Origin of the sequence: Streptomyces chisholmiae, assembly GCF_031845445.1 — a bacterium.
Taxonomy (GTDB): Bacteria; Actinomycetota; Actinomycetes; order Streptomycetales; family Streptomycetaceae; genus Streptomyces; species Streptomyces chisholmiae.
Genome location: NZ_JAVREO010000007.1, coordinates 136,385 through 150,554, shown reverse-complemented (window position 1 = coordinate 150,554; position 14,170 = coordinate 136,385). Strand labels below are relative to the sequence as shown.

The following is a 14,170-nucleotide window of genomic DNA, read 5'->3' as shown; positions in this document are numbered from 1 at the left end:
GATGACGTGAGCGAGTACACCGAGACCGACAGCGCCGAGCCCGGCGGGGCCGCCGGCGACGACCAGGCGGCGCCGACCGACATCGCCCTGGTGGGCCTGGCCGGACGGTTCCCCGGCGCCCGTGACGTGGCGGAGTTCTGGGCGGCCGTGCGGGCCGGCCGGTCCGGGATCACCGAGTTCACCGAGGGCGAGCTGCGGGCCGCCGGCGTGCCGGCCGAAGCGCTGGCCGACCCGGCCTACGTGCGGGCCGGCGCCGTCATCGACGGCGTCGAGGAGTTCGACGCCGGCCTGTTCGGCATCAACCCGCGCGAGGCCCAACTCCTCGACCCGCAGCACCGGTTGTACCTGGAGCACGCCTGGGCGGCACTGGAGGACGCCGGCCGCGACCCGGCCAGGTTCGACGGCTCCGTCGGCGTGTTCGCCGGCAGCGCCTGGAGCACCTACCTCACCAACAACCTGACGCCGGCCGGGGTCGCCGCCGACATGGGGGTGACCCTCGGCAACGAGAAGGACACCCTGGCCACCCGGGTCGCGCACCTGCTGGGGCTGACCGGCCCGGCGTTCAGCGTGCAGAGCGCCTGCTCCACCTCGCTGGTCGCGGTCTGCGTCGCGGCCAACAGCCTGGCCAACTTCGAGTGCGACCTGGCGCTGGCCGGCGGCGTCTCGGTCGCCGTGCCGCAGCGGGTCGGCTACCTCTACCAGGAGGGCGGCATCGCCCCGCCGGACGGCCGGTGCCGGGCGTTCGACGCGGCCGGCCTGGGCGCCCCGCTGGGCAGCGGGGTCGGCGTCGTCGCGCTGCGCCGGCTCGCCGACGCGCTGGCCGACGGCGACCGGGTCTACGCGGTGCTGCGCGGCTGGGCCGTCAACAACGACGGCGGGCACAAGGTCGGCTTCACCGCGCCCGGCGTGGACGGGCAGGCCGCGGTGATCGAGGAGGCGCTGGCCGCCGCGGGCCTGGCGCCCGGCGACCTCGACTACCTGGAGGCGCACGGCACCGGCACCGCCCTCGGCGACGCCGCCGAACTGGCGGCGCTGCAACGGGTCTTCGCCGGCGAGTCGCTGCGCATCGGCTCGGTGAAGACCAACGTCGGCCACCTGGACCGGGCGGCCGGCGTGACCGGCCTGATCAAGACCGCGCTGGCCCTGCACCACGGCGAGCTGCCGGCCACCCTCAACTTCGAACGGCCCAACCCGCAGCTGGCCGACGGCACCGCCCGACTGAGCGTGGTCACCGAGCGGCAGCCGTGGCGGCGCGCGCCGGAGCGGACCCGGCGGGCCGGCGTCAGCGCCTTCGGCATCGGCGGGACCAACGCGCACGTGGTGGTCGAGGAGGCGCCGGCGGCGCCGAGCCGGCCCGCCCCGGCCGGGCGGCCCCGGCTGCTGGTCTGGTCCGCGCACTCGGCGACCGCCCTCGACCAGGCCACCGCCGCGCTCGCCGACCACCTGGCCGACACCGACGACGCGCTCGCCGACATCGCCCACACCCTCCAGTCCGGCCGCCGCGAACTCCCGCACCGGCGCGCCCTGGTGGCCGGCACGGCCCGGGAGGCCGCGGCGGCGCTGCGGGCCGACGCCGGGCCGACCGGCCTGGCCGGCGCGCCCGGCGTGACGCTGCTCTTCGGCGGACTGCCGGCGCAGCCCGCCGGCGCGGCCGAACTCCGCGCCGAGCAGCCGGCGTTCCGGGCGGAACAGGACCGGCACACGCCGCCGGGCGAACCGCCGAAGCCGTGGGCCGCCGGGCTGGCGCACGCGCTGGCGCTGGCCGGCCTGCTCGACTCCTGGGGCGTTTCCCCGGCGGCGGTGGCCGGCGGCGGCACCGGCGCCGCGGCGGTGGCCCGCCTGCTGGGCGTGCTGAGCGCCGGCGACGCCGCCGAACTGGCGACGCGCCGCGCCCGGTTGGGCGCCACGCCCTCCTCCGGGGAGCGTGGGGCGCTGACCCGCTGGCTGACCGGCCGGCTGAGCCCGGCCACCCGGCCGCTGCCGCTGTGGTCGGTCACCACCGGCCGTGCGGTGCCCGCCGAGCGGGCGACGGACCCCGCGTTCTGGAGCGAACAGGCCTGCGCGGCGGCGGACTTCGCCGCCCCGGCCGGCCCGCCGGACCTGACCGTCGAGGTGGGCGCGGGCCGGGCCGGCGCGCTGCCGCTGCTGCCCGCCGAGGACGACCCGGCCACCGCGCGGCGGCTGCTCGCCGAGGCGGCCGGCCGGCTGTGGGTGGCCGGGGCGCCCCTGGACTGGTCGGCCTACCAGGCCGGCCAGTCACCCCGCCGGGTCGGGCTGCCCGGCTACCCGTTCCAGCGCGAGCGCTACTGGATCGACCCGCCGCAGGCCGCGCCGGCCACCGCCGAACGAGTCCAACTCCTGCGTCCGGAGTGGCGGTTGGCACCCGAGCCGGCGGAACGGGCGGCCCTGACCGGGCGCTACCTGATCGTCCCCGACGCCGACGCCGGCGGCGTCGCCGAGGCGCTGACCGCGCTGATCCGCCGGGACGGCGGCACCCTGGTCACCGAACGCCCGGACACGGTCATCGACCTCTCGCCGCTGGCGGCGAGCGGCGAAGCCGCCGGGACCACCGCAGCCGGTACCGCCGGTGCCGGTGCGCGGCAGGACGCCCTCGGCGCCGGCGAGGCAGCCGACGCGGCGAACGACCGTGCCGGCGACGGTGGTTCGTTCCACGACGGCTCCGGTGACGGATCAGCCGAGACTCCGCTCGGCGCCGGCGAGGCCACCGACGTGGCGAACGGCCGCGGCGACGCGGACGGTGCACCGAGCGGCGCCGCCCTCGCGGGCGGCCAGGCGGCCGGGACCACCGCTGGGACCGGTGGCCAGCTCGCCACCGCCGAACCGGCCGGTGGCCCGAACAGCGCTGGCGGCGGCGGGAGTTCCCCCGCCGCACGCCCACTGGCCGGCGGCCCGCCGAGCGACGCGGCCGGCTCGCCGGATGACGGCGGTGGCCGCGGCGGTGGTACGGCCGGCGACCGCGCGGCCGTTGGCGGCCTCGCCGCCGTCGCGGGGCGGTTGGTCGGGGCGGTCGCGCCCGTGTTGCTGGTGACCCGGGGCGGGCAGGGGGTCACCGGCCTTGAGCCGGCGGCGCCGGCCCAGGCCGCGCTGGCCGTGCTGCCGGTGGTCGCCGGGCAGGAGCACCCCGGGGTGACCCGGCGCTGCCTCGACCTGGACCCGGCCTACGGCCCGGAGGCCGCCGCCCGGGCGGTGGCCGCCGAGCTGGCCGCGCCGGCCGAGACGGCGCTGACCGCGCACCGCGCCGGCCAGCGCCGGCTGCCGGCCTACGAGCCGGCGCCCGCCCGGCCGACGACCACGGTGCGGGCCGGCGGCAGTTACCTGGTGACGGGCGGGCTGGGCCCGGTCGGGCTGCTGCTGGCCGAGCACCTGGCGCGGCGCGGCGCCGGCCGGCTGGTGCTCACCGGCCGGGGCGAGCCGGGCGACCGGGCCGACCGGCTGCGGGAGTTGGGGGCCGAGGTGGTCACCCCCAGGATCGACGTGCGGGACCGGGCGGCGATGCGGGAGCTGCTGGCCGGCGAGCGTGTCGACGGGGTGGTGCACGCGGCGGCCGACGCCGGGCCGGCGACCCTGCTGCCGCTGGCCGAGCTGGACGAGGCCGTGCTGGGCCGGCAGTTCGGGGCCAAGGTCGAGGGCGCGCGGGTGCTGGCCGAGCTGGTCGACGCGCTGCCCGCCGGGCGGCGCCCCGACTGGTGCGTGTTGTTCTCCTCCACCTCCGCCGTGCTGGGCGGGGTGACGCTGGGCGGCTACGCGGCGGCCAACGCGGCGCTGGCCAGCCTGGTGCGCGGGCGGCGCGGCGCGGTGCGCTGGTACACCGTCGCCTGGGACACCTGGCCGGGCACGGCTGACCGGGTCGAGGGCCGGATCGGCGCGGCGCTGGCCGCGCACGCGATGAGCGGCGCGGAGGCCGCCGAGGCGTTCGACCGGGTGCTCACCCGGGGCGCCGGCGCTCTGGTGGCGGCCGTCGGCGGGCTGGCCGACCGGCTGCCTTCGGTCGCCGAGCCGGCGCCGGTGGCGCCGGCCGCGGCGCGGTTCCCGCGCCCGGAGCTGGCGCAGCCGTATGTGCCGCCGGGCACCGCGACCGAGCGGCTGCTGGCCGAGATCTGGTCGGGGACGCTGGGTGTCGAACCGGTCGGGGCGCGGGACGCGTTCTTCGACCTGAACGGCAACTCGCTGCTGGCGCTCCAGATGTTGGGCGAGGTGCGGCGGCGGCTGGGCGTGGCGGTGCCGACGGTGGCGCTGTTCGAGCACCCGACGGTGCGGGCGCTGGCCGGGCTGCTCGACGCGGAGTCGGCGACCGCGCTGGCCCCGGAGCCGGGACCGACATCGGAGCCGATACCCGAGCCGGTCGCGAAGCCGGAGCCGGCACGGGAGCGGGCCCCGCAGCCGGCACGGGAGCGGGCCCCGCAGCCGCGGGCGGCCGGGCTGCCGGGCGGCGACTCCCCGCTGCCGGCCTGCGTCGCCGGCCTGACCCGCCGGAGCGCCGCCCCACCCGCGGCCGACCAGCGGCCCGGCCACGTGGCCCCGCGGGCGACCGAGCGCGGGACCGCCCGCGACGACCACCGCGACGGCCTCGGCGGCGACCACCGCGAGGAGGACCTGGACCGGCACATCGCCGTCGTCGGCATGGCCGGCCGGTTCCCCGGGGCCGGGGATGTCGAGGCGTTCTGGGCGAACCTGCGCGCCGGCGTGGAGTCGATCAGCTTCTTCAGCCCGGAGGAGCTGGCCGCGGCCGGCGTCGATCCGGAGCTGGTGCGGGACCCGGCGTATGTGCCGGCCCGTCCGGTGCTGGACGACGTGACCGGCTTCGACGCCGCGTTCTTCGGGCTCAGCCCGCGGATGGCGGCGCTGACCGACCCGCAGCAGCGGCTCTTCCTCGAGGTCTGCTGGGAGGCGCTGGAGCAGGCCGGCTACGCCCGCCCCGAGCACCGGGGCCGGGTGGGCGTCTTCGGCGGCTGCAACCTGAGCACCTATCTGCTGGGCATCGCCGACCAGTTCACCGACGAGCGGGACGCCAGCATCTACGAGCTGGTGATGGGCAACGACAAGGACGCCCTGACCACCACCGTCTCCTACCTGCTGGACCTGCGCGGGCCGAGCGTCGCGGTGCAGACGTTCTGCTCCACCTCGCTGGTCGCCGCGCACAGCGCGATCCGGGCGCTGCGCGCCGGGGACTGCGAGCTGGCGCTGGCCGGCGGCGTGTCGGTGCGGGTGCCGGACCGGATCGGGCACCGGCACTCGCCGGGCGGCATGGAATCGCCGGACGGGCATGTGCGGACCTTCGACGCGGAGGCCCGGGGCAGCATGTTCGGCGACGGGGCGGCCGTGGTGGTGCTGAAGCGGCTGCGCGACGCGCTGCGGGACGGCGACCACGTCTGGTCGGTGATCCGCGGCTCGGCCATCAACAACGACGGGGCGCTGAAGGTCGGTTACACGGCACCCAGCGTCGCGGGGCAGGCCGCCGTGGTGGCCGCCGCGATGGCGGACGCCCGGGTCACCGCCGAGGACATCGGCTATGTGGAGGCGCACGGCACCGGGACCCCGCTCGGCGACCCGATCGAGGTGGCGGCGCTGACCAGGGCGTTCGGACCGACGGAGCGGCACCAGTACTGCCCGATCGGCTCGGTGAAGCCGAACGTGGGCCACCTGGACCGGGCGGCCGGCGCCACCGGCCTGATCAAGACCTCGCTGGCGGTGCGGGACGGGGTGCTGCCGCCGACCCTGCACTTCCAACGCCCCAACCCGGAGATCGACTTCGCGCACAGCCCGTTCTACGTCAACGCGCAGCTGACGGCGTGGGAGGAGGCGGGCCGGCCCCGGATCGCCGGGGTGAACTCGCTCGGCATGGGCGGCACCAACGTGCACCTGGTGGTGCAGGAGCCGCCCCGCCGGGCGGCGAGGCCCGCCGACCCGGAGACCGGGCGGCGGCAGCAGGTGGTGCCGGTCTCGGCGCGGACCGCGGCGGCGGCCGACGCCAGCGCCGGCCGGCTGGCCGACTACCTCGGGGCGCACCCCGAACTCGACCTGGGGGACGTGGCGTTCACCCTCCAGCTGGGGCGGCGGACGTTCGAGCACCGGCGGGTGGTGGTGGCCGACGACCGGTCGGGCGCGGCAGCGGCGCTGGCCGAGGCGCCGGCGACCCGGTTCGACCCGGCCACCGACCGGCGGGTGGCGTTCCTGTTCACCGGGGTCGGCGAGCAGTACCCGGGCCTGGTACGGGAGTTGTACCGGCGAGAGCCGGTCTTCCGGGCCGCGTTGGACGACTGCCTCGACCGGCTGGCGGGGCACGGGCTGGCGACGGACGGGCTCGGGGTGGCCGGGCTGGTCGACCTGCTCGCCGGCGAGCGGGCCGCCGAGCCCGACGGCCTGGCGGCGCTGCTGGGCCGGCAGCGGCGGGACGATCCCCGGGCGGACCGGCTGGGCCGCACCGAGCTGGTCCAGCCACTGGTCTTCGCCGTGGACTACGCGCTGGCCAGCACGCTCGCGGCCTGGGGCGTGCGGCCGGCGGTGATGTTGGGCTACAGCGTCGGCGAGTACGTCGCCGCCTGCCTGGCCGGGGTGCTCACCCTGGACGAGGCGCTGGCCCTGGTGGCGCACCGGGCGCGGCTGATCGGCGGGCTGCCGCCGGGCGGCATGGCGGCGGTGCCGCTCGGCGAGGCCGAGCTGCTGGCCAGGTTCCCGCTGGACGGCGTCGACGTGGCGGCGGTCAACGGCCCGGAGCTGACCGTGGTCGCCGGGCCCGAGGACCGGCTGGCGGCGCTGGCCGCCCGGCTGGAGGCGGCCGGCGTGCCGTGCCGGCCGCTGCGCACCTCGCACGCCTTCCACTCGCGGATGCTGGCGCCGGTGGCCGAGGAGCTGACCGACTGGGTGCGGGAGCGGGTGCGGCCCCAGGCGCCGGCGGTGCCGTACTTCTCCAACGTGACGGGCCGGCTGGTGGAGCCGGCCGAGGTGGCCGACCCCGGCTACTGGGCGCGGCACATGTGCGCGCCGGTGCGGTTCCACGCCGCGGCGAGCGAGTTGCTCGCCGACGAGGAGCTGGCGGTGCTGGAGATCGGCCCCGGCCAGTCGCTGGGCGCGCTGCTGCGTTCGGGCGGCTGCCCGCCGGAGCGGTGGGCGACGATCACCGCGACGCTGCCGGCCGAGGCCGACCACCGGCCGGACGACGCGGTGTTCACCGAGGCGCTGGCCCGGCTGTGGCTGCTGGGCGTGCCGGTGGACTGGGCGGCGTACCACGCGGGCGCGGGGCGGGGCCGGGTGCCGCTGCCGACCTACCCGTTCCAGCGGCAGCGGTTCTGGATCGACCCGGCACCGGCGCGGGCGGCGGACCGGCCGGCCCTGGCGGGCCCGGCGGGGGTGGCGCCGGACGGGCCGCTGGCGGAGTTCGACCGGATTCCGCTGCTGCCGGAGGAGGAGTGGCTCCAGCTGCCGGTGTGGCGGCAGGTGCCGGCGCCGGCGCCCGAGCCGAAGGCCCCCGGGTCCTGGCTGGTGTTCGCCCGGCCGGGGGCCGGCGAGGCGGTGCTGGCCGAGCTGCGGGCGGCGGCCGCCGCGGACGGCGCGCGGCTGGCCGTGGTCCGGCCGGGCGCCGGGTACGCGGCGGACGGCGACACGCACACGGTGCGGCCGGGCGAGTTGGCGGACGCGCTGGCGCTGCTGCGCGCCCTGCGGGCGGCCGGCGGCCTGCCGGAGCGGGTGGTGCACCTGTGGAACCTGGGCGCCGAAGCGCCGGACGCCGGGGCCGCCGGCGGGGAGGGGTACGGGGACGTGCTGGCGCTGGGGCTGCACACGCTGTCCGCGCTGGCCCGGGCCGCCGGTGAACTCGGCTTCGCCGAGTGGCGGTTGGACATCGTGGCCAGCGGCAGCCAGCGGGTGCTGGCGGACGGCGAGGTGCGCCCGGAGACGGCCACCCTCACCGGGCCGGCGCTGGTGATCCCGATGGAGTACCCGAAGGTGACCACCCGGCTGCTGGACGTGCCGCCGGACCCGGACCCGGCGGCCGTGGTGGCGGAGCTGCGCCGCCCGGTCACCGGCCGGGTGGTGGCGCTGCGCGCCGGGCGGCGCTGGCTGCCGGACTACCAGCCGCTGCCGCCGGTCGCCGAGCCGGTCACCGCGCCGCGCGAGGGCGGCGTGTACCTGGTCACCGGCGGGCTGGGCGGCATCGGGCTGGCGATGGCCGAGCGGCTGGCCGCCGAACACCGGGCCAGGTTGGTGCTGTTGGGCCGGCGCGGGCTGCCGCCCCGGGAGCGGTGGGCGGCGATCGCGGACGGCGCCGAGCCGGTGCCTGACCAGGTCAGGGAGCGGGTCGCGCGGGTCCTGGCGATCGAGGCGCTCGGCGGCGAGGTGCTCGTCGTGGAGGGCGATGTCGCCGAACCGGCCGACGTGCTGGGCGCGGTGCGGCAGGCGGTGGCGCGGTTCGGCGCCCTGCACGGGGTGCTGCACACGGCCGGCGTGCCGGGCACCGGGCTGATGCAGTTCAAGCGGCCGGGCGACGCCGAGCAGGTGCTGGCGCCCAAGGTGGCCGGCGGCCAGGCGCTGCTGGCCGCGCTGCGGGCGGCCGAGGTGGAGCCGGACTTCGTGGTGCTGTTCTCGTCGATCACCTCGGTGACCGGCGGCGGCCCCGGGCAGGTCGACTACTGCGCCGCCAACGCCTACCTGGACGCGCTGGCGCCCGGCGCCGGGCCGCGCACCATCTCGATGGCGTGGGGCGAGTGGACGTGGAACGCCTGGGACGAGGGGCTGGCCGGCTACGAGGAGGCCGTCTCGACGTTCTTCCGGGAGCACCGGGCCAGGTTCGGCATCGACTTCGCGCAGGGTTGGCGGACGCTGCTGCGGGCGCTGGCCGCCGGCGAGCCGCACGTGGTGGTCTCCACCCAGGACCTGCCGGCCGTGGTGCGGGTGGCCAGCCGGTTCAGCGTCGAGGCGGTCACCTCCGCCCCGGCGGCCGGCGGCGGCGACGGCACCCGGCACGCGAGGCCGGAGCTGGCCACCCCGTTCCAGGAGCCGGAGGGGGCGGCCGAGAAGACGGTGGCCGAGGTGTGGTGCCAGGCGCTGCGGCTGGAACGGGTCGGCGCGCTGGACAACTTCTTCGAGCTGGGCGGCACCAGCCTGCTCGGGATCAGCCTGCTGGCCACCCTCCGCGAGTCGTTCCCCGAGGCCGACCTGCCGCCGCACGTGATCCACGAGGCCCCGACGGTGGCGGCCCTGGCCCGCCGGGCCGAGGGCCCCGACCCGGCCGAACCGGCCGACGACCAGCCGCCGGGCCGGGAGGCCGGCGAGCAGGCCAGGCGCCGGCGCTCCGGGCTGCGGGCCGCCGCGGCCAGGCGCCGCGGCGCCTGAGCCGCCGGGGCCGAACCGACACCCGAGCAGTACCCCGACCAGACGGAGGAGACGAGGAGTCATGGCAGTGATCGGAGTGGTGGGCGCCGGGGTGATGGGCGTCGGCGTCGCCCAGAACCTGGCGACGGGCGGGCACGAGGTGGTGCTCGTGGACCGGGACGAGGCGGTGCTGGCCGAGGCCAGGGCGGCCATCGCCAGGAACTGCCGGATGAGCCGGCTGCTGGGCGGTCCCGCGGTGGACACCGACGCCGTGCTGGCCGCGATCAGCACCGCGGTCGGGGTGCGGGCGCTGGCCAAGGCCGAGGTGGTGATCGAGAACGTCACCGAGGACTGGGAGGTCAAGCGGGCCGTCCACGCCGAGCTGGACGAGGTGTGCCCGCCCGAGACGGTGCTGATCGCCAACACCTCGGCCATCCCGATCACCCGGCTCGCCTCGGTGGGCGGCCACCCGGAGCGGGTGATCGGCGTGCACTTCATGAACCCGGTGCCGGCCAAGCCGGTGGTGGAGCTGATCCCCGGCTTCCACACCGACGAGCGGACGGTGGCCCGCACCCGGGAGCTGCTGACCTCGATGGGCAAGCGCTGGGTGGACGTCAAGGACGCCTCCGGGTTCGTCTCCAACCGGGTGCTGATGCTCACCGTCAACGAGGCCGCGTTCCTGCTGCACGAGGGCGTGGTGGACACCCCGGAGGCGGTGGACGAGGTGTTCCGCGGCTGCTTCGGGCACCCGATGGGCCCGCTGGAGACGGCCGACCTGATCGGCGTGGACACCATCCTCTACAGCGTCGAGGTGCTGCACGAGGCGTACGCGGACAGCAAGTACCGCCCGTGCCCGCTGCTGAAGCAGATGACCGACGCCGGACTGCACGGCCGGAAGACCGGCCGTGGCTTCTACACCTACACCAACTGAGGGAGCAGCCATGAGCGACACCGTGACCCCGGGCGCCGATGACGTCGCCGGCACCATCGCCGGCTTCATCACCGACCGCTTCCCGCAGGCCGAACTCTCCGACGACCAGGACATCTTCGCCCTCGGCTACATCAACTCGCTGTTCGCGATGGAGCTGGTGATGTTCGTCGAGCGGACCTTCTCGCTGACCATCCCCAACCAGGAGCTGGCCATCGACAACTTCCGCACCGTGGCGGCGATGACCGCCCTGGTGGGCCGGCTGCGGCCGGCCGTGGCCGCGGGCGGGGCCGGATGACCGACCAACTGACCACGTGGGACCGCGCCACCGCGCGGCGCTTCGTGGACGAGCACATCGCCCCGCACGCCGGGGCCTGGGACCGGGACGGGGCGGTGCCCGAGGAGGTGCTGTCCCGGATCGGGCAGGCCGGGCTGTGGGCGCCGTTCCTGCCGCCGTCGCTGGGCGGCGCGGGTCTGGACCTGGTGACGCTGGGCGCGGTGCACGAGGAGTTCGGCCGCGGCTGCTCCTCGGTGCGCAGCCTGCTGACCGTGCACACCATGCTGGCGTGGGCGCTGCGCCGCTGGGGCACCGAGGAGCAGCTGCGGCACTGGGGCCGGGACGTGGCCACCGGGCGGGTGCTGGGCGCGTTCTGCCTGTCCGAGCCGGACGCCGGCAGCGACACCGCCGGCATCGCCACCACGGCGCGCCGGGAGCGCGGCGGCTGGGTGCTGGACGGCGTGAAGACCTGGATCACCGGCGGTCAACGGGCCGACCTGTTCCTGGTGTTCGCCAAGGGCCCGGCGGCCACCGTGGCGCTGCTGGTGCCGCGGAGCACGCCGGGCGTGACGGTGACCCCGATCACCGACATGCTCGGCACCCGCGCCTCGATGCTGGCCCGGATCACGTTCCGGGACGTGCGGCTGGGCCAGGACGCGCTGTTGGGTCCTGCCGGCTTCGCCTCCGGGATGCTGCTGACCGGCACCCTGGACCTGGGCCGGTACAGCGTGGCCGCCGGCTCGGTCGGCATCGTGCAGGCCAGCCTGGACGCGTGCGCCGACTACACCACCCGGCGCACCGTCGGCGGCGTCCCGCTCAGGGACCTGCCGCTGATCCGGGCCAAGGTCTCCGACATGGTGACCGACCTGCGGGCGGCCCGGCTGCTGGTGGCCGAGGCCGGCCGGCTGAAGGACGCGGGCGACGAGGCGACGCTGGCCGCCACCTGGGTGGCGAAGTACTTCGCCTCCACGGCGGCGGCCCGGCACGCCGCCGAGGCGGTGCAGATCCACGGCGCCAACGGGTGCTCCACGGACCATCCGGTGGCCCGTTACCACCGGGACGCGAAGGTCATGGAGATCATCGAGGGCAGCAACGAGGTCCAGCGGTTGACCATCGCTGGCGAGGCGTACCGGAGGCGAGCGGCGTGACGGACACCGTGACCGGGCCGGCGAGCGAGCCGGCCGCGCCGGTCAAGCCGGTCCAGGGCAAGATCAAGTGCGTGGTGTGGGACCTGGACAACACCGTGTGGGACGGGGTGCTGCTGGAGGACGAGCGGGTCCGGGTGCGGCCCGAGGTGGTGGCGCACCTGCGCCGGCTGGACGCCGAGGGCGTGCTCAACTCGGTGGCCAGCAAGAACGATCCGGAGGCGGCGCTGGCCGCGCTGGCCGAGTTCGGCCTGGCCGACCTGTTCCTCTACCCGCGGATCTCGTGGAACCCCAAGTCGTCGGCGATCCGGGAGATCGCGGCCAAGCTCAACCTGGGCCTGGACGCGTTCGCCTTCGTCGACGACCAGGAGTTCGAGCTGGCCGAGGTCGGGCACGCGCTGCCCGAGGTGACCCTGGTGGACGCCGCCGAGCTGGACGGGACGCTGCGCCGCCCGGAGTTCCGGCCGCGGTTCGTCACCGACGAGTCGGCCAAGCGGCGGGAGATGTACCGGGGGCAGCTGCGACGGGACGACGTGCAGGCGGAGTTCGAGGGCACCAGCGAGGAGTTCCTGGCCAGCCTGGGGATGACCTTCGAGATCGCCCGCGCCGAACGGGCCGACCTGCAGCGGGCGGAGGAGCTGACGGTCCGCACCAACCAGCTCAACTCCACCGGACGCACCTACTCCTACGACGAGTTGGACGCGCTGCGCACCTCCCCCGACCACCTGCTGCTGGTGGCGTCACTGACCGACCGGTTCGGCTCCTACGGGAAGATCGGGCTGGCGCTGGTGGAGCGGGGGGCGCCCAACTGGCGGCTCAATATGCTGCTGATGTCCTGCCGGGTGCTCTCCCGGGGCGTCGGCTCGGTGCTGCTCGGCCATGTGATGGGCCTGGCGAAGGCGGCCGGGGCCGGCCTGGAGGCGGACTTCGTGGAGACCGGGCGGAACCGGATGATGCAGGTCACCTACGCCTTCGCCGGCTTCCGGGAGGTCGCGAGGGACGGGTCGCGGACCACGCTGGTCGCCGACCTGGAGACGGTGCAGCCCCCGCCGCCCTATGTGCGGCTGGAGTTGGGCCCGTGACCGGGGCGCTGGGCGACTGGCTGCCCTACCGGGTGGCCGGGGACGGCCCACGCCTGTACTGCCTGCCGCACGCCGGCGGCTCGGCCTCGGCGTTCCGGCCCTGGCTGGGCCGGCTGGCCGGGGTCGAGGTCTGCCCGCTGCAACCGCCGGGCCGGGAGACCCGGTTGGGCGAGCCGCCGCACGAGACGCTCGCCGGCTTCGCCGCCGACCTGGCGGACCGGCTGGTCGCCGACGCGTCGGCCGCGCCGTACGCGGTCTACGGGCACAGCCTGGGCGCGCTGGCCGCGTTCGAGGTGGTGCGGGCCGTCGTGGCGCGCGGCGGCCGGCCGCCGGTCGGCCTGGTGGTCTCCGGCTGCGCGGCGCCGCAGCTGCTGGCCACCACCCCGGAGGGGGTGAGCGACGAGGAGGTGCTGACGTTGATGCGCACGCTGGGCGGCACCCCGGAGGCGTTCCTCGCCGACGCCCGGGTGGCGCGGATGCTGCTCCCCCGGGTCCGCGCCGACCTGGCGATCCGCAACAGCTTCCGCTACCAGCCGGGGCCGCCGCTGCGGCTGCCGGTCACGGCGCTGGCGGCGGACGCCGACCCGCGGGCCACCGTCGAGGAGATGGCGGCCTGGCGGGACCAGACGATCGGCCGGTTCGAGCTGCACCCCTACGGGGGCGGGCACTTCGCGGTGCTGGAGCAGGCCGACCGCACCCTGTCGCTGCTGGACCGGGCGCTGCGCCCGCATCTCGGCGCCGGCGCCGGCGCACTGCCCGGCTGAGCACCCGCGCCTCCCCGAAGGGCCCGGACCGATCCCCGGATCGCCGTCCGGGCCCTCGCGCCGCGTCGGGCGGGGACCGGGCCCTCGCGCCGCGGCGGGGCCGCGGGCGGCCCGGCGGGTGCGGCCGGCCGGTGCGACCCCGGTCCCGCCGGCCAGGCATGGCCCCCGACGGGCCGGGCGCGCCGACGGCCGAGGTCGGGAGCGTGGGCGGCTCGGGCCGCCGACCCAAGGGGGCCGCCCGGTGGGAGCCCTCGCGCCGCGCACCGGGGCGGCGGGGCGCGTGCGGCCCGCTCCCCGCCCCGGCGGGGCAGGCCGCCAGGTCCGGCGCGCCGACCGACGCGGACGGAAGCGTCGGCGGCGCCGGCCGCCGAGCCGAGGGGCCACCGGCGAGGGGCCCTCACGCCGCGCCGCGCGGCGGGGTGGGGCCGGGGCACAGGGGCCCCGGCCGGTGCGCCCCCGCTCCCCCGGCCGGGCAAGGCCGGCGGGACCGGCCCGCCGACGGCCGAGGTCGGGAGCGTGGGCGGCTCGGGCCGCCGAGCCGAGGGGGCCCGGGCGCCGGGGCCCCCGGCCGGTGCGGCCCGCTCCCGCCGGCCAGGCAAGGCCGCCAGGCCAGGCGCGCCGACCGACGAGCCGAGGGGTCGCCCGGT

The 14,170-nt window shown here is 77.4% G+C and carries 6 protein-coding genes; all 6 read left to right on the top strand.

Annotated elements, in window-relative coordinates; all coding sequences use genetic code 11:
* Window positions 1–6: 6 nt before the first annotated feature.
* Window positions 7–9,348 (top strand): type I polyketide synthase, encoded by a 9,342-nt coding sequence (locus RM844_RS13740; protein ID WP_311667411.1) that lies wholly within the window; start codon window positions 7–9, stop codon window positions 9,346–9,348.
* 61 nt (window positions 9,349–9,409) lie between these two features.
* Window positions 9,410–10,258, top strand: coding sequence for a 3-hydroxyacyl-CoA dehydrogenase family protein (locus RM844_RS13735; protein ID WP_311667410.1), 849 nt, complete (start codon window positions 9,410–9,412; stop codon window positions 10,256–10,258).
* Window positions 10,259–10,268: 10 nt separating this feature from the next.
* On the top strand, window positions 10,269–10,553 hold the full coding sequence (locus tag RM844_RS13730) for an acyl carrier protein (RefSeq protein ID WP_311667409.1): 285 nt from the start codon (window positions 10,269–10,271) through the stop codon (window positions 10,551–10,553).
* Window positions 10,550–11,680 carry an acyl-CoA dehydrogenase family protein gene (locus tag RM844_RS13725; protein WP_311667408.1) on the top strand — a complete coding sequence of 377 codons (1,131 nt, stop codon included), beginning with the start codon at window positions 10,550–10,552 and terminating at the stop codon, window positions 11,678–11,680. Before RM844_RS13730 ends, RM844_RS13725 begins: the two co-directional genes overlap by 4 nt.
* Entirely contained in the window at window positions 11,677–12,759 is a 1,083-nt protein-coding gene (locus RM844_RS13720; RefSeq protein ID WP_311667407.1) for an HAD-IIIC family phosphatase, read from the top strand. The genes RM844_RS13725 and RM844_RS13720 overlap by 4 nt, the downstream gene beginning before the upstream one ends.
* Entirely contained in the window at window positions 12,756–13,523 is a 768-nt protein-coding gene (locus RM844_RS13715; RefSeq protein WP_311667405.1) for a thioesterase II family protein, read from the top strand. The genes RM844_RS13720 and RM844_RS13715 overlap by 4 nt, the downstream gene beginning before the upstream one ends.
* The last annotated feature ends 647 nt before the right edge of the window (window positions 13,524–14,170 follow it).